We start from the raw sequence: 18579 nt of genomic DNA on the forward strand, positions 1-18579 counted from the left end.
GTACCTACCCTACGCGGCTTTCGGATTGCCGAACAGCGTGCCGCCGCGGCGGCGCTGGGTGAAGACGACCAGCCCGAAGAGCAGCAGCGCGGGAATGTAGAAGATCTCGCGCGGCATCCGCTCGGTGGTCACTTCGATGGCAGTGATCTGAACCGGACGTTCCGGATCGTAGAAATCCAGGTTCGACAGGGTGCGGCCGGCAAGGCTGTTCATGTCCATCGGCTCGTCGAGGATCGCCTTGTCATCCTGGACGGTGACATTCATGCCCATGGCGTTCTCGAAACGAGCCTCGCCGCTTTCGCCCTGGGGTCCGAGGTCGAACGCCATCGTCCGCTCGACCAGGGTGTCGGGATTGTCGAAGTCGGGGCCGGTGATGACGAGACGGGCCTGGGCACCGTCGGGCTCACCTTCCATCACCTCGAACAGGCGCGTTGGCTCTACCTGCTCGTAGGGCGGCTGCACGAGGTCGAGGAAGAAGCCCGGCCGCAGCAGCATGAAGGTGACGAGCAGAAGTGCTGCCGATTCCCAGAGGCGCGAGCGGGCCATGAAGAAGCCCTGCGTGGCGGCTGCAAATATCAGCATCGCAAGGGTTGCCTGGATAACCACCCAGATCGCCCCTGCCCAGCTCACATCTATCAGCAGCAGATCGGTGTTGAAGACGAAGATGAACGGCAACAGCACGGTGCGCAGCGAATAGAAGAACGCGGTGAAGCCCGTCTTGATGGGATCACCACCGGAAACCGCCGCCGCCGCGAAGGAGGCAAGCCCCACCGGTGGTGTGACGTCGGCCATGATGCCGAAATAGAAGACGAACATGTGGGCCGCGATCAGCGGGATGAGGACGCCGTTAGCGGCGCCCAGCTCCACGATCACCGGCGCCATCAGCGAAGAGACGACGATGTAGTTCGCCGTGGTCGGCAGGCCCATGCCCAGGATCAGGCTAATGATCGCGGTGAAGACGAGGATCAGGAAGATGTTGCCGCCGGAGAGAAATTCGACGAACTCCGCCATCACCTGCCCGATGCCGGTCAGCGTGACCGTGCCGACGATGATGCCGGCGGCGGCCGTTGCGCAGGCGATGCCGATCATGTTGCGCGCACCGGAAATCATGCCGACGATGAGATCGTCGAAGCCTTCGCGCATCGCGGCGCTGGTCTCAGCGCTTTGCATGCCCCTGAACATGGCCTTCAACGGCTTCTGGGTGAGCATGATGATGATCAGCAGGATGACCGCATAGAAGGCCGACAGCCCCGGCGAACGGCGCTCGATCATCAGGAACCAGACAAGCACGAACAGCGGCAGCAGATAATGCAGCCCCGTCTTGATCACCTCGGACGCGATCGGCAGCTCCACCACGGGCGCATTGGGATCGTCGAGTTCAAGATCGGGCTGCTTGGCGGCATACCAGATCAGCAACACATAGGCCGCCAGCAGGGCAAGCAGCAGCACCGGCGCGGAAATTGCCGGCAGAAGCCATTTCACCATGTTGATCGCGTAGTAGATCGCGCCTGCCAGGATGACGATCGACAGGGTCACCAGGCCTGCACGCAGCAGTGCGATCCTGGCCGGGTGCTGCACCCGCTTGGGCAGCGAGGGCATGTCGTTCTTCACCGCCTCGAGATGCACGAGGTAGAGCAGAGCGATGTAAGAGACCACCGCCGGCAGGAAAGCGTGCTTGATGACCTGCAGGTAGGAAATGCCGACATATTCGACCATCAGGAACGCGGCCGCGCCCATGACCGGTGGCATGATCTGACCGTTGACCGAACTTGCGACTTCGACCGACCCGGCCTTTTCGGCGGAGAAGCCCACCCGCTTCATCAGCGGGATCGTGAAGGTGCCGGTCGTCACCACGTTGGCAATCGAGGAGCCGGAGATCAGACCGGTCATCATCGAGGCCAGCACGGCCGCCTTGGCAGGGCCGCCCTTGAGGTGCCCCAGCAGCGCGAAAGCGAGCTTGATGAAGAAGTTGCCGGCGCCTGCGCGGTCGAGCATCGACCCGAACAGCACGAACAGGAAAACAAAGGCCGTCGAAACACCCAGCGCAACACCGAAGACGCCACCGGTCGACAGCCACATCTGGTCCATGGCGCGCGCGAACGATGCGCCACCCCAGCGGATGATGTCAGGCACGAAGGTCGACGAACCGAAGAATACATAGGCCAGGAAGACCAGTGCGACGATCACCAGCGGCGGGCCGAGGGCTCGTCGTGTCGCCTCGAGCAGGAGAACCATGCCGAGCCCGGCGGCAACAAGGTCCTGCGTGATCGGCAGGCCTGGGCGCTGGGCAAGGTCACGGTAGAAGATGAAGATGTAGAGCGCGCAGAAGGCAGCCAGAATGCCCAGAACCCAGTCGAGCAGAGGGATTCGGTCGCGCGGACTGCTGGACAGGGCCGGAAAGGCCATGAAGGCGAGGAATACGCCGAATGCCAAGTGGATGGAGCGCGTCTGCGTGTCGTTGAAGACGAGTTGCAGACCGGTCATGCGAGACAGCATGAAGGGCAGCGGCGAAGCGATGTAAAGCTGGAACAGCGACCAGCACAGCGCAACACCTGCGATCACCAGACCGGCCGTGCCGACCGGATTGCGCGCGCCGGTATCACTCGATGCCACGAGATCCTGAAGTTCGTCGTCGGTCATGGCCGTTGTTGCCTTGCCGGCAGTCTTCGGATCGTTCGCCATCTGGGTCCCCTCCTGACGCGCACATTGCCCTAATGGGCCATGTTGATCGAAAACGGGGCGCCCGGCAATCGGACGCCCCGAATTTCTGGTTTTACTGGAGCCAGCCCTTCTCCTTGTAGTACTTCTCGGCGCCCGGATGGACCGGCGCGGAGTTGCCCTGGCCGACCATGTCTTCCGGCGTCAGGTTGGCAAGCGCCGGATGCAGGCTCTTGAAGTTGTCGAAGTCGTCGAAGACGGCTTTGACGAACTGATAGACGACTTCGTCGTCGACGGTAGCCGAGGTCACGACCGTGGCGCCGACACCGAAGGTATTCACGTCATTGTCGGTGCCGCGATACATGCCACCGGGGATCACAGCCTTGAAGTAGTACGGATTGTCCGTGACCAGCTTTTCGACGGCCTCCCCCTCGACCGGAACGATCACGCTGTCGCAAGTCGTTGTGGCTTCCTGGATAGCGCCCGCCGGATGACCGACCGTGTAGGCGAAGGCGTCGATGTTGTTGTCGCAGAGCGCGGAGCTCTGTTCGGCCGGTGCCAGCTCGGCGGCGAGCGCGAAGTCGGCGTTGGTCCAGCCCTTCTCTGCGATCAGCAGGTCCATCAACGCACGCTGGCCGGAGCCGGGATTGCCGATGTTGACACGCTTGCCCTTGAGGTCGTCGAAGCCGGCCACGCCTGCTTCGGAGCGTGCCACGACGGTCAGCGGCTCGGCGTGAAGCGAGAACACCGAACGCAGGTCTTCGTGCGCGCCACCCTCGGCAAAGTTCGCCTCGCCATTGAACGCGTTGTACTGCACGTCCGACTGCACGACGCCGAACTCGAGGTCGCCGCCCTTGATCGCGTTGACGTTGAAGACCGAACCGCCAGTCGATTCGACCGAGCAGCGGATGCCGTGTTCGCGGCGGGTCTGGTTCATCAGGCGGCAGATCGCGCCGCCGACCGGGTAGTAGACGCCGGTGACTCCGCCGGTGCCGACGGAGATGAACTGCTGCTCCTGCGCAACGGCGCTACCGGCGGCCAGCGAGCCGCCCATTGCCATCGCCAGGCCGAGGCCGATCAGGTTTCTGGGTTTCATATTTGCGTCTCCTTGCTCCTTGCACGTTCCCCTTAGCGGGTTGGTTGATATAACCCGGATCCCTCCGTGCGCGAGGGTCGGTTGTTCGGTCACCCGGAGGCTGCCGAAATCTCGCTGACGGCCGATGCGGGTACTCGCCAAAGCCTGCGCAAATCCGCGGCCTTTGCAACCCCACGATCGCAATCTCCTGCCTTCGCCACCGTCGCAGCGACGATTGCGGCGTTATCCGACGCCAATGACCCATCGGGCAACCAGAGATTGTTCTCGAAACCGACACGGGCGTGCCCGCCTGCGCGCGCCGCGCGCGCCATGAATTCCGTCTCGCGGGGCCCGAAGGCGCACAGCATCCACTGATGCCGATCGATGCCGGCGGAAAGGAACGCGGCGAGCTCGCCATCCGTGGCGCCCTGTTCGGTGTACCGGCCGAGCACCGCGAGCACTGCAAGCGGCCCATCCGGCAGCAGACCGCGCGCGGCAAGCGCGTCAAGGCGCGCCAGTTCGGCCGCCTCGTAGATGATGATCTGATGCAGTGTGCCGGTTTTCTCCATACGCTCGAAGAGCGAGGCGGCCAGGCGCTCGTCACCGTTTTCGGGCAGGATTTCGCGCAGTGCGATCGATACGGATTCCGGCTGCAACGCGTCGATGACTGCAACCTGCTCGTCAGGTGTATAGCGTCCGACAGCTTCGGTGGTGACCTGCACGACCAGATCGTTCCCGACGGCCTTGCGCACGGCTGCGACTGCCTCGCGATAAAGCGCCGCGTCGAGCGTGTGCGCTCCGGTGCCGTCGCGCACATGAAGATGAATCATCGCCGCACCGGCGGCCAGCGCCTCTGCCGCATCGCGCGCGATCTCGTCCGCCGTCATCGGCAGGCGCGGATGATCGGCTTTTGTGCGCCGCGCGCCGTTCGGTGCGACGGCAACAGCGAAAGGATGGGACATCAGGAGCCGATTCCGGCAGCAGTGGCCGCCGCGGCGACTGCCCGCTGGAGCTTCTCGACGATCATGCCGACATGATCCTCGCCGATGATGAATGGCGGGGCGACCAGAACATGATCGCCGGCCTTGCCGTCGACCGTTCCCCCAGCCGGATAGACCATCAATCCTTCCTCCATCGCGGCAGCCTTGATGCGCGCATGCAAGCGCAGGGCGGGATCAAAAGGCTTCTTCGTCTCGCGATCTTCGACCAGTTCGACGCCGATGAACAGGCCACGGCCGCGAATATCGCCAATACGAGGATGGCTTGCGAACGCCTCGCCGAGACGCTCTTTCAATCTCGCGCCCATGAGGCGGCAGTTTTCAAGGAGCCCGTCTTCCTCGATGACACGCTGGACGGCCAGCGCGCCTGCGGCTGCCGTCGCGTGGCCGATATAGGTGAAGCCGTGCTGGAACGCCCCCGAGCCGCCGGTGATCGTTTCGAAGATGCGCTCGGAGAGGATCGTCGCACCGATGGGCTGATAGCCGGCTCCAAGCCCCTTGGCACAGGTGAGAATGTCGGGCGCGATGCCGTCCTGCTCGCAGCCGTAGAGCGTGCCGGTGCGACCCATGCCGCTCATGACTTCATCGAGGATCAGCAGGACGCCATAGCGGTCGCATATCTCGCGGATTCGACGGAAGTAGCCCGGCGCCGGGGGCACGGCTCCCGCGGTCGCGCCCACGACTGTTTCGGCAATGAAGGCGATAACGGTTTCCGGCCCGAGCCTGAGGATTTCGACCTCCAGCTCGTCGGCGGCGCGGATGCCGTATTCCTCCGATGTCTCGTCCGATCGACGGTTGCGGTATTCGAAACAGGGCGCGATATGGCTGGCCGGCAGAAGGATCGGCTCGTAGATCGCGCGCCGTCCCGCATTGCCACCCACCGAGAGCGCCGCAATGGTGTTGCCGTGATAGCTCTGGCGACGCGCGATGAAGTGCCGCCGGCCTGTCTCACCGCGTTCGAAGAAATATTGCCGCGCGAGCTTCATCGCCGTCTCGTTGGCCTCGGAGCCGCCCGAGACGAAATAGACATGGCCGAGCCCTTCCGGCGCGCGTTTGATCAGATGATCGGCAAGCGCCTCCGCCGGCTCGTTGGTGAAGAAGCCGGTGTGTGCGTAGGGCAGGCGGTCGAGCTGCGCCTTGATCGCGTCAATCACGCGACGCTTGCTGTGTCCGAGGCAAGACACGGCCGCGCCGCCGGAAGCGTCCAGATAGCGCTTGCCAGCGCTGTCGATGACGAATGGTCCATCGCCGCTCATGGCGACGGGCAAGTCGCGGGATGGTTCACGATGCAGGATGCGGGTGTGGTTCGCGCTCATGGCTTAGGCTCTTCTGGCAGATAGGCGGAGATGGCTTCGAAGGTGGCCTCGCGGCGGCGCAGCGCGTCCAGCGCGCCATCACCGGCGCGCGCCAGCACCAGTATGGCCAACGCCTGGGCGGCAGCGATCGGTCCGATGGGCGAGGCGATGTGGGCCGGGCTTTCGTTTGCCGCGACAAGCGTGACGTCGGCAAGCCGGGCAATCGGGCTCAGCGGACCGTCGGTGATGGTGACGACGCGGACGCCCGAGTTCCGTGCATGGCGCGCAACATCGACGGTCTCGCGGCTGTAGGGCGCGACCGAGACCACCACCAGACAATCGTTCTCGCGCAGATGATGCAGCTCGTCGAGCGGAGCGCTTCCGATGCCAGTCATCAGCCGCACATGCGGCATGAACAGCGACAGCGAGTAGTGCAGGCTGAAGGCGACGGGGAAGCAGCTTCTGATGCCGGCGATTGCCACCGCGGGCGCGGCGACCAGCATGTCGGCGGCCTGGACAAGGCTGCGTCGCGCCTGCGAAGCGAGCGCACGGGAAACGTTGTCCCCCTCGGCCTCGGCCATCGCGTCGAGCAACAGGTCTTCTGCGCCCGGCCCCCTCGATCCGCTGATGACGCGGTCGGCACGATCCGAGAACGCACCCTGCCTGCCTGCGGTGAGCCATGCGCGATGGGCTGCCTGAAACGCGTCCCAATTGTCGATGTCGAGCGCCTGCATCAGACGGGTCATCGATGTCGGCGAGACGCCTGCCTGCCGCGACAGCGTTCGCAGCGAATGCAGGGCGACATCCTGCGGGTTCTCTCGGACGAAACGGGCGGCGCGACGAAGCTGCGGCGAGAATGCGCCGTAACGGGCTTCGATACGCTGCCAAATTTCCTGAAGGCTCACGACGCTTCCGCCCTACGAAACACTTGTCACGCAGTAAAGCTGGAATGAAACGTTTGTGTCAATCAGATTCCGTCAGGCCGGAACTGGGCGCGGTCGGCTGCTGCGAAGCAGGATCAGCACCATGATCGAGATGTTCATGACGTTCCAGCCGATCCCGTTCCAGAAGGCGGCCGCGTAGGAACCGGTGAGGTCGTAGATCCAGCCTGAAAGCCAGCCGCCTAGCGCCATGCCGGCGATCGTCGCCATGATGACAACGCCAACGCGCTGTCCGGCTTCGCGTGCCGGCAGATATTCGCGCACGATCATGGCGTAGCTCGGCACGATGCCGCCTTGCGACAAGCCGAAGACCATGGACACGATATAGAGCGAGACCAGGCCGTCGAACGGCACATAGGCGAACAGCGCCAGGCATTGCAGTACGGAGCCGATCAGCAGCGTCTTTACGCCGCCGATATAGTCCGCCAGGAAACCGGAGACGAGCCGGCTCGCGATGCCGCCGACCAGCATAAGCGACAGCATCTCCGATCCGCGCGCGACGCCGTAGCCAAGGTCGACGCAGTAGGCGACGATGTGAACCTGCGGCATGGACATCGCCACGCAGCAGCCCACGCCGGCAAGGCACAGCAGCAATTGCAATGCGCGCGGCGAGAGATCGATGGAGCGCTTATGCGCCACGCCTGTGGCAGCGACTGACTCCGGCTCGGCATAGGGCGCGCGGCGGCGCAGCAACTGCGCCAGCGGTACCATCGTCACCAAACAGAAGATGCCGATCGCGATATAGGTGAAACGCCAGCCCTCGGTGGGCAGCGTAAACTGCATCACCAGCGGCCAGATCGCGCCGGCAAAATAGTTGCCGCTCGCGGCGGCGGCGACAGCAACGCCGCGACGACGGTCGAACCAGTGCGAGAGATCGGCGATGAGCGGGCCGAAGGTGGCGGACGCCCCGAACCCAATCAGTGCCTGCAGCAGCGCGAACAGCCAGATGGAGGGTGCGATGGCTGCCAGCACGTAACCTGCAAGGAGCGAGCCGGCCGCAACCATCATCGGCAGCAGGATGCCGGCCCGATCGACGAACCTGCCGATCATGACGTTGCCGAAGGCGAAGCCGATCATGGTGGCGGTGTAGGGCAGCGAGGCGACGCCACGATCGACGCCGAATTCCGCCTGCACCGCCGGCAAGACGACGATGACCGACCACATGCCGACACTGCCGATCGTGGCGATCAGCACCGAGACGAGCAGCCTCGTCCAGGCATAGCGGCCGTCTATGTCGGCCCGAGCCTTCGCGTTCGCCGCGGCATCCATTGCGTTTCCGATCCCTTTCGGCGGCGGTCCCGCCATCATGTTTTCAATGGCAGCATCGTCGCTTCGGGCCGCGGGCCAAAGCGCCACGGGCAAGACATCGACCATTCCAGACAGTTCAGGTCGGCGTGATGAAAACTGCTATCAGATGAGCCATTGCGGGTTCAGGCCCAGTCGCCGCCGTCCTTCCACTTGATCGAGCAGCCTACAGAGGCGACCTGCTCGCGCGGTCCCTCGCCCGTCTGCGCGATCTTGACCATCGCTTCGTAGAGATCGCGGCGAAGGTCGGCCGGCCCCTGCTCGCGGCGCGAGGCATCGAGCCGGCCGCGATATTGAAGGCGCATGTCCGCGTTGAAGCCGAAGAAGTCCGGCGTGCATGCGGCGCCATAGGCCCGTGCAATCGACTGGTCCTCATCGTGGAGGTAGGGGAAGGCCATGCCGTGCTGGCGCGAGAACGCCTTCATGTTCTCGAATGAGTCTTCCGGATAGGCGTCGGCGTCGTTGGAGTTGATCGCGACGAAACCGATGCCGTGGGCGCTCAGGTCTCGCGCATCGCGCACGATGCGGTCGATCACCGCCTTCACATAGGGGCAGTGGTTGCAGATGAAGGCCACGACGAGGCCGCCGGGGCCGACATGCTCGGAAAGCTGATGCTCGTTACCATCCACACCGGGAAGGATCGCGTCGATCCCCTTCCAGCCAAAATCGCAAACGGGCGGAACCGCCGCCATGTTCATCCTCCATCGTCGGTGCATCGACGCCCATCATAGACATGTTTGGCTGCACCCGCGAAGTCCGGCGGCTCAATCGGAAAAAGCATCGGCCCGCCGCTCGGGAAAGCGGCGGGCCGGAAAGCCGGCTGCCAGGCGAGGGGAACCCGGCTGCGGCGTACTACTCGTGGACCCTGGGGTCTATTCGGCAGCCTTGAGGTTGACCCGACTCTCAGCCAACTTCGTCAGCTTTTCGTCAGTTGCCTTTTCCTCGTCGAGGTTCTTCTGAAGGACGGCGGCGCAGTCGTTGCGTCCCAGTTCCTTCGCCCATGCGACAAGCGTGCCGTAGCGCGTCATTTCATAGTGCTCGACGGCCTGAGCGGCGGCGATCAGCGCGGCGTCGAGCACGCGGTCGTCGTCGACCTCACCAGCGACTTCGTCCGCTTCCTTCAGGATGCCATCGATAGCCGGGCAGTTTACCGCCTTGGCCTCGACCCCATGCATCTTGAACACCTGCTCCACCCTTTCGATATGGCCTTCCGTCTCAGCCATGTGCTTCTCGAAGCCCTTGCGGAGTTCGGCGCTCGTCGCCTTGTCGATCATCTTGGGAAGGTTCTTCAGTAACTGCTTTTCCGCATAGTAGATGTCGCGGAGCGTGTGGACGAAGAGGTCGTCCATCGTTTTGATGTCCTTGGAAAAAATGCCCATCGTCGTAGCCTTTCTTGCTTCTTCTTTTTAAGGGGCGGCTGGCTCCCGGCGTTCATTCGATTGACGCCGGGGCCAGTGTCTGTCCGGACATCTCTCCAACGTCGAAGCGCGGAGGCGGTTCCGCTTGGTCCTGGCCAATCGGGATAATTTTTCGGCAGCGGGGCGGCGAGAACGGGCGTTGCGCAAATGCAACACGGGCAGGCAATCGTCGCGCAGCCGCGAAAGGGCCGCGAATCACTCGCAATTGCGTCACGGATCGCGCCCTAAACAGCTACCCATTAACAACGCGTTCACGGGTTATTCACGGGTCTGCGCTACAATCAATGCCATTCGGAAGGGACATCCGAGAGGACGGGAAATTCGGGTCATGACGGTCTGGGCTCACATCATCAGCCGCGCAGTTTCGGTGCGCGAATTCTTCATGCCGAGCTACCGCCCGGAGCGCCATTACATGCGCGGCCCCGGCCCCGCCTGCGCACGCATCCGCGGCGTGCACCCCGACGCCAGCTTCCAGTAAGTCAGGGCTTTCCGCAGGGTTCGATGACGACCGGCCCCGCCGCGTCAGCGCCCACCTCGACACACCGGCCCTCCGCACAGACCGTCCAGCCCGAAGCCGTTGCGCCCGAGGCGGCAAGTACCATTCGCGGCAGTGGCGGTATCGACGGCTTCCAGCGCCACCATCCATCATGAAGAACCGAACCCTCGGGCGGGTCCATGCCGGCGCCCGAGCCCTTGACGCGTGCCTGCAACGCGTGAAGGCCGGCCGGTGTCGCCAGCCAGTCCTCCTGCCATGCGGTCTTCTCGACCGAGTGCTCCCAGGAGAGCGTGAACAGGCTCGCCGCCAGCATCAGCGTCTTGCCGGCCGCGGCGATGCACACGCTCATCCTATTCGCCCGCCTCGCGCGCAGGCGGCACCTGCTCGCGGGTGCGCCACCAGTGCAGGCCGATCATCGCGGCCGCCAGCGCAAAGCCGATCTCATCCGTTGCCGGCAGGGCGGCGATCAGCGTGAAGGCGGCAGCGGCTGCAAGCAGACGCTCCCATATCGCGAGATCGGCGCGCAGATAGCCAATGACGGCGACGCCCCACAGCATGATCGACAGGCCGGTCTTAAAGACGATGTAGGCCACCGCCGGCCAGAAGCCGATCGACTGGGTGAGAGCACCGCCGTCCTGCAGCATCAGTGCGGGCGTATAGACGGCCATGAACGGGATGACGAAACCGGCGGCGGCGATCTTGATCGCCTGCATTGCGATCCTCAATCCGGTTTCCCTGGCGATCGGCGCGGCCGCGAAGCAGGCAAGCGCCACAGGCGGCGTCAGATCGGCCAGAATGCCGAAATAGAAGACGAACATGTGGCTGACGATCAGCGGAACGCCCAGCGCCAGCAGAGCCGGACCGGCGATGGTCGAGGTGATGATGTAGTTGGGGATCGTCGGGATGCCCATGCCGAGGATCAGACAGGTGATCATCGTCAGGACCAGCGACAGGAACAACGAGGTCTGGCCGACCGATACGATGTACTGACCGAAGGTGTTGGCGACGCCGGTCAGCGTCATGGTACCGATGATGACACCAACGACCGCGCAGGCGACACCAACAGGCAGGGCAGTCTTTGCGCCCTCGGCGAGGGAATCGCGGCAGGCCGCGAGCGTGTCGCGACCGCCCGCTATGAAAACGTTCACCAGGATCAGTGCCACAACAGCCGCCAGAATGACATTGATGCCGAGGCGGAAGAAGCTTGCCGCAACCACGCCAAGGCCGATCCAGAAGACGTAGCGCAACACCGTGTTGGGCAGGCCGAGCGCAACGGTGGTGCCGAGGATGAGCAGGACTGTCAGAGACAGTCCGACGGTGCCGGCGAAGAGCGGCGTGTAGCCGGAAAAGAGCAGGTAGACGAGTGCCGCCAGCGGCAGGATCAGATACCAGCTCTCGCGGAGCGCGCGCAGCGGAGACGGCAGTTCGGAGCGAGGCAGGCCCATCAGGCCGCGCTTACCCGCTTCCAGGTGAACCATCCAGAAGGCCGAGGCGAAGTACAGGATCGCGGGGATGATCGCCGCCTTGACGACCTCGTAATATTCGATGCCCAGCGTCTCGGCCATGATGAAGGCCACCGCACCCATGACCGGCGGCATGATCTGCCCGCCCATCGAGGACGTCGCCTCCACGCCGCCCGCAAAAGCGGGGCGGTAGCCGAAGCGCTTCATCAACGGGATGGTGAACTGGCCGGTTGTCACGACGTTTGCGACGCCCGAGCCGGAGATGGTGCCCATCATGCCGGACGAGATGACGGAGACCTTGGCTGCGCCGCCGCGCGCATGACCGACCCAGCCCAGCGATACGTCGGTGAACAGCTTGATCATGCCCGCCCGCTCCAGGAAGGAGCCAAACAGGATGAAAAGGAAGATATAGGTCGCCGATACGTAGATCGGGATGCCGTAGATGCCTTCAGTGCCGAACGCCATGTGGTCGATCACCTGATCGAAAGCGTAGCCGCGATGGTTGAGCGGTCGCGGCAGGTATTGGCCGAACAGGCAGTAGGCGAGGAACAGGCCCGAAATGATCGGCAGCGCCGGTCCCATGATGACCCAGGCGGCGATGAATACGGTGACAATCGCTACGACGCCGACGGCGATGTCGCGCGTGAGCGGAAACCCCGTCCGCTGAATCAGTGGGACGTATTCCCACCACTGATAGAAGGCGACCGCCATGCCGGCGGCACCCAGCGCCCAGGCCACGGCGCGCACGGGAAGCGCTCGGCCGGTCATCGCCGCGACCAGCGGGAAGGTCAGCAGCACCAGAAAGCCGAGATGGAAGGCGCGCACCACCTGGCTCGGCAGGTTGATGATGTGCGCTGCGGAACCGATCTGGTAGAGCGAGAAGGCTACCGCGATCCAGAACAACACCCTGCCTTCACGGGTCAGCGGAAAGCTGCCATGGGTGGGGTCGTGAATGGCTGCCGCGGCCTCGTCCGCCTTGGACGGGCTGGATGCTGCATTGGTCATCGCGTGCTCCGAAAAGGATAGCCACGTTGCTGCGGGCAACGGGCCGGCGCGAAACCGCGCCGGCCGATTGCACGCCCCGAAGGCGAAGGCCTAGAGGAGGCCAGCTTCCTTGTAGTAGCGCTCTGCACCCGGGTGCAGCGGGATCGGCAGGCCCTGCGGCCCCTTCTCCGCCGAGATCGCGCGGGCGGCAGCATGCGCGGCGACCATCTCGTCGAGGTTCTCGAACAGCAGCTTGGTCATCTGATAGGCGACCTCGTCGGTGACACCGTCATGCGTGACGAGGATGTTGGTGATCGCCACGGTCGGCACGTCCTCGGCCTGGCCTTCATACGTGCCGGCAGGGATCGTCGCCGCGATGAATGGCGCGCCCATGCTTTCCGCGATCTCGGCCGGCACCGCCACGACAGTGGTCGGCAGCGAGATCGCCAGATCCTTGATCGAGGCGACGCCGAGGCCGGCGGACTGAAGCGTAGCGTCGAGCTGGCGGTTCTTGATGAGTTCGACGGATTCGGCGAACGGCAGGTATTCGAGCTTGCCGAGGTCGTCGTAGCTCATGCCGGCCGCCTCGAAGATGGCTCGCGCGTTCAGCTCGGTGCCCGATGCGGGTGCGCCCACGGACAGGCTCTTGCCCTTGAGCCCTTCCAGATCGGTGATGCCGGACTCCTGCGAGGCGACGATCTGAACGTAGTTCGGATAGATCGCGGCGATGGCGCGCAGCTTGTCCAGCTTGCCAGGGAAGCCGGCTTCGGTGTTGCCCGCCCAGGCGTTCTGAACCGAGTCGCCGAGCGCCAGCGCGATCTCGCCACGGCCCTGCTGCAGCAGGTTGAGGTTTTCGACCGACGCCTTGGTCGACTGGACCTGCGTCTGCACGCCATCCATGTTGTCGCTGTAGATCTTCGCCAGCGCCACGCCCAGCGGATAATAGACGCCCGAAGTGCCGCCGGTAAGCACGTTGATGAATTCCTGAGCCTTGGCAGCGGTCGCGCCGAAGCCCAGCGACACGGCGACAGCGCCGGCGGCAAGCAGATTTCTGGTGACGTGTTTCATGATGCAAAGTCCTCCCTGACTTCCTGTCGTGACACGGCACCGATGCCGTGCACCCGGATGAAACCTAGCATCCTGCGTGCCATTTCCAAGCATTTCGCCAAACCCTTGGAATTCCCGGCTCTCAGCGAGCTTCTTCCTGCTGGTCGCGGCAGGATTCCGCCTGACCCTACGAAAGCGCGGCAAGAATCCGCCGAAGTCTCAGGATCGCGACGGCCTCAGCCCATGGCGCTGGATCTTTTCGTTCAGCGTTCGCAACGGCACTCCAAGCAGGCGGCTCGCCTCCTGCGTATTGCCCCCGGTTTCGGCCAGCATCTGTGCAATGAGCCGCGCCTCGTAGGTCGCGACGCGCTCTGCAAGCGACGGCTGGTTAGCCTGCCCCGCGACCGCCGACCCCGGATCCAGCGTTAGTCCGAGCGCAAAGCGTTCGGCGGCGGCGCGCAGCTCTCGCACATTGCCCGGCCAGTCGGTATCCTCGAGAGCAGTCAGCAGGCCCGCATCCGGCTCTCGCGGATCAACGCCGTGGCGGTTTGCCGCCTCGATGCAGAAATGGCGGAACAGCAAGGCCACATCCTGGCGGCGCTGGCGCAGCGGCGGGATGGTGACGATGACCGTCGCAAGGCGGAAATAGAGGTCGGCGCGAAAACGCCCCGCGTCGCTCTCCGCACGCAAATCCGCCTTGGTCGCGGCAACGAAGCGGACATCGACCGGCACGTGCCGGTTCGAGCCGAGCGGTTCGACCTCGCGTTCCTGTATCACACGCAAAAGCTTCGCCTGAAGGCCAAGCGGCATCGATTCGACTTCATCAAGGAAAACCGTGCCGCCATTCGCGTGCTCGATGCGACCGACGCGTTTCTGGGCCGCTCCGGTGAACGCGCCGCGATCGTGGCCGAATACCTCGCTTTCAAAGACGCTTTCGGGAATGGCGGCGCAATTGAGGGCGACGAAGGGACTGCCGCTGCGCTTGCCGAAATCATGCAGCGCGCGCGCCACGACCTCCTTGCCGGTACCCGTTTCGCCATGGATGAGCACATCGACGTCGAGCGATGCCAGTTGCGCGACCTGCGCGCGCAGCGCCCGGGCCGGGCCGGAATCGCCTATGAAGCGCGTCTCGACCGACGCGGAAGCGCCAACCGCATCCCGCAGCCGCTCGACCTCGCTGTTCAGCCGGCGTTGCGAGACGGCGCGGTCGAGCACGGCGACCAGATGGTCGGCGTCGTAGGGTTTTTCCAGAAAGTCATGCGCGCCGCCACGCATCGCCTCAACCGCGAGGGGAACATCGCCGTGACCGGTAAGGAGGATAACGGGCAGAGCGGGGTCCCTGCGTCGTGCCTCCGCAAGCAGCGCGAGACCGCCCATGCCAGGCATGCGGACATCCGTGATCAGCGCGTCGCAGCCGCGCGCGTTGAACCCCGCCAAAGCGGCCTCGGCGTTGGGTGCGGTCACAACATGGAACCCGCTGAGGACAAGCCACTCCCGCGCGGATTCGCGCACATTCTCCTCGTCATCGACGAGCAACACGAAGCCCCGGCTCATTCGGCGGCCTCGCGGAGCCGGTTCTCGCTGATCGCGGGGAGGTCTATGCGGAAGGTGCAGCCGCCTTCCTCGCGCGTTTCGAAATTCATCCCGCCACCGAACTCGTCCAGGATCGCGCGCGATATGGACAGGCCGAGCCCCAGCCCCTCGCCGGTGAGCTTGGTCGTGAAGAACGGTTCGGCGATGCGTTCACGCAGATGGTCCGGTATGCCGGCGCCATTGTCGCGAACGAAAAGGCGCACGCGCTGCCCGTCGTGCTCGCTCCACAGCTCGACCTCTCCCTCCGGCCTCTCCTTCACCGCATCCAGCGCGTTGACAACCAGATTGAGGATCACCTGTTCCAGCCGTGTGGTGTTGGCAAGGACACTCGGAGGCGACGACGATTTGCGCAGCTTGACCTGCGCGCCCTGCTCGGTTGCGCGCGCCGCGCCAACTCGACCGCAACGGCCATCGCCTTGTCGACATCCACGGGCTCGAGCCTGACCGGTTCGTTGCGCGCGAAGGACTTCAGGAGCTTGACGGTTCGCTGGATGCGGCGCACCAGATCGCGCGCCGAACGCACCTTGTCCGCCACTGCGGCCGCGTCACCGCGCGACGCCAGCAGTCCGGTCGAAGCAAGTGTATTCTCCATCGCCGCGAGCGGTTGGCTCACTTCGTGAACAATCGCAGCCGACATCCGTCCGAGTGCCGCCAGCTTGGCCGCTTGAATGAGGGACTCCTGCGCCTGACGCAGCTCCGCTTCGGCGCGGCGGCGATCCTCCACCTGCCTGTTCAGTTCGGCGGTTCGTTCGACCACGCGCCGTTCGAGTTCGGCGTGGGCATGCAGCCGCGCCCGCGTGAGCTGGCGCCGCTGTCGCATGTAAAGGCCGGCGCCGGCGATCAGCAGGCCGGCCAGCGCGGTCAGCAGCGCCAGCAGCAGGCTGTTGGCGCGGATCGGCGCGAGGCTTGCGAGCCCGAGCAGCCTCCATCCATCCGGCTCTATGCCCACCTGCAGAACGAGGCGGCGCGCATCCTCGCCGTCGACAAGCGCCGTTTCCGGAAGCCTGCCGGCATCGGAAAAGATCGGGTTGGCTGATGCGAGATCAGCGCTGCCATATTTGCGGGTGCGGGCGAGGTCGAACAGGGTTTCCTCGCTCAATGCCTGCAGCGGCCGGTATTTCCACGGCGCATGACCGGTGAGGAATACGACCCCGTCAGCGTCGGTGACCGCGACGATCGACCGGGCATCGGTCCACGTCGCCTCGATCTTGCGCATGTCGACCTTGACGATGGCAACGCCGACGATCCGGCCGTTGTCGCGAATGACCGAGGACAGGAAATAGCCGGGTATGCCCGTCGTCGCGCCGACCGCATAATAGCGCCCCTCGCCGCGCGCGAGCGCGTCGGTGAAATAGGGGCGATACTGATAATTCTCGCCGACAAAGCTGGTCGGCTCGGCATGGTTGCTGGCGGCGACTGCCAGACCGTCCAGCTTCATCACGTAGAGTTCGTCGGCGCCGGAATCAGTTCGCACTGCCTCAAGATAGGCGTTGGCGCGCTCAATCGTCGCTGGCTCGGGAGAGGCCAACACGTCGAGAATGCGCCGGTCTCGCGCAATCACGGCGGGCAGGTAGCGGAAGCGCTCGATCTCGCCCTCGACGGTGCGTGCAAGCACATGCAGCTCGTCGTCGAGAGCCGCCAGCGCACGGCGCTTTCCAGCCTCAAGCGAGATGAACCATACCGCCGACGCGGCCGACGCGATCAGCGCCAGTATGGCGACGAGGCCGCGGCGAAAACGGAAACCGGGCATGGTCCTCCCGAGATGCTGCCCATTGCGTGGCCTCATAGTAGAAGCCGCGCGCTCGTCGATGCAACTACGACCGCGTAGCGATCGCCGCGGCGGCGCCAGCCATGAAGGTTGCCGCCGTGCGGTTAAGCGCCTTGAGCGCGCGCGGTGTCGCCAGGAACCAGCGTGCCTTGGCAGCCAGCGCCAGGTAAGGCATCAGGACCACGAGCAGAACCATTGCGGTGATTGCGATAAGCACGCCGTAGTCGGACGGGGTGATCGAAGCGATGTCGATGATGGTCGGCGTGATCGCCAGATAGAACACCATCACCTTCGGATTGCCGAGCGTGACCAGCAGCCCGCTCAGCACGCAGGTCCAGATGCCGCCGCGGGTACGGTCGGCATCGACCTTTTCGGCGGTGATGCCGGTGCGCCAGAAGTTCCAGGCCATCCAGGCGAGATAGGCAACACCAACCCACTTGATGACGAGAAAGGCGGTGCCGAACGTCTGGGCTACGAGTGCCAGCCCCAGAACCACCGCCGTCAGATAGACCAGATCGCCAAGAACCAGCCCGAATGCCATGAAGATGGCCGAGCGGAAACCGGAGCCGAGCGCCCGCGCAATGAGAGCGACGACGCCGGGGCCAGGAATTGCCGCTGCGATGGCGAGCGCACCGGCATAGGTGACGAAGCCTGCGAGGGTCATGTCTGGGAAGCCTCCGAGAATTGCGGCTTCCCTATCGCATGACGCGGGCCTCTTTGGAAGCGCGTCGCCTACCCGCGCGCGGGTATGGTGAGGCCCTTCTGGCTTGCCGGCCGCGCCAGGCATCGATCCAGCCACGCGATCGTTTCGGGGAAGTCGTTGAACCCGATAATTTCGTCAGCCTCATAGAAGTCGCGCAGCGTGCGCACCCATGGGAAGGTCGCTATGTCGGCAACGGTGTATTCTTCCCCCATGAGCCACTCGCGACCCTTCAATCGCGCCTCCAGCACACCCATCAGGCGCTTCGATTCATTGACGTAGCGCTCGAGCGGCCGCTTGTCCTCGATCTCCTTGCCGGCAAACTTGTAGAAGAAGCCGAGCTGACCGAACATCGGTCCCACGCCCGCCATCTGGAAGAAGACCCACTGGATCGTCTCGTAGCGGGCTGCCGAATCCGCCGGAATCAGCCTGTCGGTCTTCTCGGCGAGATAAAGAAGGATTGCCCCGGACTCGAACAGGGCCAGTGGCTTGCCACCAGGCCCATCCGGATCGACGATTGCCGGGATCTTGCCGTTGGGGTTGAGGGACAGGAAGTGGTCCGTCCAGGTCTCGTTCTTGGTGATGTCGATCAGGTGAGCCTCATAGGGCAGGCCCAGTTCCTCCAGCGCTATCGAGATTTTCACGCCGTTGGGCGTGGGGAAAGAATAGAGCTGCAGCCTGTCTATGTCCCGGGCCGGCCAACGCGTGGCGACCTGGAAGCCGGAAAGATCGGTCATGGGAACGTCCCTGTTACGGTGGTGCCACAGAACGCGGCGGGAGAGGATAACCGGTTTTAGATAGCGAGCCGGCTTGCCGATACAAGGCAACCGGGACCGGC

The 18579-nt window shown here is 64.3% G+C and carries 17 protein-coding genes; 1 reads left to right on the forward strand and 16 read right to left on the reverse strand.

From position 1 onward, the window contains the following. Nucleotides 1-9: 9 nt before the first annotated feature. The 8 genes from HK436_RS06925 to HK436_RS06960 form a co-directional block, all read right to left on the reverse strand. Nucleotides 10-2682 carry a TRAP transporter permease gene (locus HK436_RS06925; protein ID WP_173188352.1) on the reverse strand — a complete coding sequence of 891 codons (2673 nt, stop codon included), beginning with the start codon at nucleotides 2680-2682 and terminating at the stop codon, nucleotides 10-12. 91 nt (nucleotides 2683-2773) lie between these two features. Next, entirely contained in the window at nucleotides 2774-3754 is a 981-nt protein-coding gene (locus tag HK436_RS06930) for a TAXI family TRAP transporter solute-binding subunit (protein ID WP_173188354.1), read from the reverse strand. Nucleotides 3755-3843: 89 nt separating this feature from the next. Continuing rightward, complete coding sequence (locus HK436_RS06935) at nucleotides 3844-4695, reverse strand: beta-keto acid cleavage family enzyme (RefSeq protein WP_173188356.1); 852 nt, start codon at nucleotides 4693-4695, stop codon at nucleotides 3844-3846. Continuing rightward, nucleotides 4695-6047 (reverse strand): aspartate aminotransferase family protein, encoded by a 1353-nt coding sequence (locus tag HK436_RS06940; RefSeq protein WP_173188358.1) that lies wholly within the window; start codon nucleotides 6045-6047, stop codon nucleotides 4695-4697. Before HK436_RS06940 ends, HK436_RS06935 begins: the two co-directional genes overlap by 1 nt. Then, on the reverse strand, nucleotides 6044-6931 hold the full coding sequence (locus HK436_RS32890; RefSeq protein WP_173188360.1) for a MurR/RpiR family transcriptional regulator: 888 nt from the start codon (nucleotides 6929-6931) through the stop codon (nucleotides 6044-6046). The genes HK436_RS06940 and HK436_RS32890 overlap by 4 nt, the downstream gene beginning before the upstream one ends. Before the next feature lie 72 nt (nucleotides 6932-7003). Further along, complete coding sequence (locus tag HK436_RS06950; protein ID WP_173188362.1) at nucleotides 7004-8236, reverse strand: MFS transporter; 1233 nt, start codon at nucleotides 8234-8236, stop codon at nucleotides 7004-7006. A gap of 161 nt (nucleotides 8237-8397) precedes the next feature. Then, the gene (locus tag HK436_RS06955) at nucleotides 8398-8964 is read right to left on the reverse strand and encodes a thioredoxin family protein (protein ID WP_173188364.1); all 567 of its coding nucleotides are present in this window, start codon (nucleotides 8962-8964) and stop codon (nucleotides 8398-8400) included. A 180-nt stretch (nucleotides 8965-9144) separates the two neighbouring features. Next, entirely contained in the window at nucleotides 9145-9651 is a 507-nt protein-coding gene (locus HK436_RS06960; protein ID WP_173188366.1) for a YciE/YciF ferroxidase family protein, read from the reverse strand. A 367-nt stretch (nucleotides 9652-10018) separates the two neighbouring features. Here HK436_RS06960 and HK436_RS06965 point away from each other — a divergent pair, with 367 nt between their 5' ends. Continuing rightward, nucleotides 10019-10168, forward strand: coding sequence for a hypothetical protein (locus HK436_RS06965; protein ID WP_173188368.1), 150 nt, complete (start codon nucleotides 10019-10021; stop codon nucleotides 10166-10168). A 1-nt stretch (nucleotide 10169) separates the two neighbouring features. On the opposite strand, the gene HK436_RS06970 is transcribed toward HK436_RS06965, so the two are convergent. From HK436_RS06970 to HK436_RS07005, 8 genes are all read right to left on the reverse strand, one after another. Beyond that, the gene (locus tag HK436_RS06970) at nucleotides 10170-10535 is read right to left on the reverse strand and encodes a DUF1850 domain-containing protein (RefSeq protein ID WP_173188370.1); all 366 of its coding nucleotides are present in this window, start codon (nucleotides 10533-10535) and stop codon (nucleotides 10170-10172) included. Nucleotide 10536: 1 nt separating this feature from the next. Continuing rightward, nucleotides 10537-12654, reverse strand: a complete 2118-nt coding sequence (locus tag HK436_RS06975; RefSeq protein ID WP_173188372.1) for a TRAP transporter permease — start codon at nucleotides 12652-12654, stop codon at nucleotides 10537-10539. 90 nt (nucleotides 12655-12744) lie between these two features. Then, nucleotides 12745-13701: a TAXI family TRAP transporter solute-binding subunit gene (locus HK436_RS06980; RefSeq protein ID WP_173188374.1), complete on the reverse strand. Its 957-nt coding sequence runs from the start codon at nucleotides 13699-13701 to the stop codon at nucleotides 12745-12747. Between the two features lie 198 nt (nucleotides 13702-13899). Next, complete coding sequence (locus HK436_RS06985) at nucleotides 13900-15234, reverse strand: sigma-54-dependent transcriptional regulator (protein ID WP_173188376.1); 1335 nt, start codon at nucleotides 15232-15234, stop codon at nucleotides 13900-13902. After that, nucleotides 15231-15569 (reverse strand): ATP-binding protein, encoded by a 339-nt coding sequence (locus HK436_RS06990; protein WP_173188378.1) that lies wholly within the window; start codon nucleotides 15567-15569, stop codon nucleotides 15231-15233. Before HK436_RS06990 ends, HK436_RS06985 begins: the two co-directional genes overlap by 4 nt. Next, complete coding sequence (locus HK436_RS06995; protein WP_173188380.1) at nucleotides 15566-17023, reverse strand: sensor histidine kinase; 1458 nt, start codon at nucleotides 17021-17023, stop codon at nucleotides 15566-15568. The genes HK436_RS06990 and HK436_RS06995 overlap by 4 nt, the downstream gene beginning before the upstream one ends. A gap of 64 nt (nucleotides 17024-17087) precedes the next feature. Continuing rightward, complete coding sequence (locus HK436_RS07000) at nucleotides 17088-17705, reverse strand: LysE family translocator (RefSeq protein WP_173188382.1); 618 nt, start codon at nucleotides 17703-17705, stop codon at nucleotides 17088-17090. Between the two features lie 68 nt (nucleotides 17706-17773). Further along, complete coding sequence (locus tag HK436_RS07005) at nucleotides 17774-18478, reverse strand: glutathione S-transferase N-terminal domain-containing protein (protein ID WP_173188384.1); 705 nt, start codon at nucleotides 18476-18478, stop codon at nucleotides 17774-17776. Between the last annotated feature and the right edge of the window lie 101 nt (nucleotides 18479-18579).

Source organism: Neoaquamicrobium sediminum, assembly GCF_013240295.1.
Lineage (GTDB): Bacteria > Pseudomonadota > Alphaproteobacteria > Rhizobiales > Rhizobiaceae > Aerobium > Aerobium sediminum.

What these genes read in the sequence shown, in the direction of transcription:
- HK436_RS06980 (WP_173188374.1), bottom strand. Translation starts at nt 13,701, where the DNA reads ATGAAACACGTCACCAGAAATCTGCTTGCCGCCGGCGCTGTCGCCGTG.
- HK436_RS06995 (WP_173188380.1), bottom strand. Translation starts at nt 17,023, where the DNA reads ATGCCCGGTTTCCGTTTTCGCCGCGGCCTCGTCGCCATACTGGCGCTG.
- HK436_RS06970 (WP_173188370.1), bottom strand. Translation starts at nt 10,535, where the DNA reads ATGAGCGTGTGCATCGCCGCGGCCGGCAAGACGCTGATGCTGGCGGCG.
- HK436_RS06985 (WP_173188376.1), bottom strand. Translation starts at nt 15,234, where the DNA reads ATGAGCCGGGGCTTCGTGTTGCTCGTCGATGACGAGGAGAATGTGCGC.
- HK436_RS06925 (WP_173188352.1), bottom strand. Translation starts at nt 2,682, where the DNA reads ATGGCGAACGATCCGAAGACTGCCGGCAAGGCAACAACGGCCATGACC.
- HK436_RS06960 (WP_173188366.1), bottom strand. Translation starts at nt 9,651, where the DNA reads ATGGGCATTTTTTCCAAGGACATCAAAACGATGGACGACCTCTTCGTC.
- HK436_RS06955 (WP_173188364.1), bottom strand. Translation starts at nt 8,964, where the DNA reads ATGGCGGCGGTTCCGCCCGTTTGCGATTTTGGCTGGAAGGGGATCGAC.
- HK436_RS06950 (WP_173188362.1), bottom strand. Translation starts at nt 8,236, where the DNA reads ATGGATGCCGCGGCGAACGCGAAGGCTCGGGCCGACATAGACGGCCGC.
- HK436_RS06930 (WP_173188354.1), bottom strand. Translation starts at nt 3,754, where the DNA reads ATGAAACCCAGAAACCTGATCGGCCTCGGCCTGGCGATGGCAATGGGC.
- HK436_RS06975 (WP_173188372.1), bottom strand. Translation starts at nt 12,654, where the DNA reads ATGACCAATGCAGCATCCAGCCCGTCCAAGGCGGACGAGGCCGCGGCA.
- HK436_RS07005 (WP_173188384.1), bottom strand. Translation starts at nt 18,478, where the DNA reads ATGACCGATCTTTCCGGCTTCCAGGTCGCCACGCGTTGGCCGGCCCGG.
- HK436_RS06940 (WP_173188358.1), bottom strand. Translation starts at nt 6,047, where the DNA reads ATGAGCGCGAACCACACCCGCATCCTGCATCGTGAACCATCCCGCGAC.
- HK436_RS06965 (WP_173188368.1), top strand. Translation starts at nt 10,019, where the DNA reads ATGACGGTCTGGGCTCACATCATCAGCCGCGCAGTTTCGGTGCGCGAA.
- HK436_RS07000 (WP_173188382.1), bottom strand. Translation starts at nt 17,705, where the DNA reads ATGACCCTCGCAGGCTTCGTCACCTATGCCGGTGCGCTCGCCATCGCA.
- HK436_RS06935 (WP_173188356.1), bottom strand. Translation starts at nt 4,695, where the DNA reads ATGTCCCATCCTTTCGCTGTTGCCGTCGCACCGAACGGCGCGCGGCGC.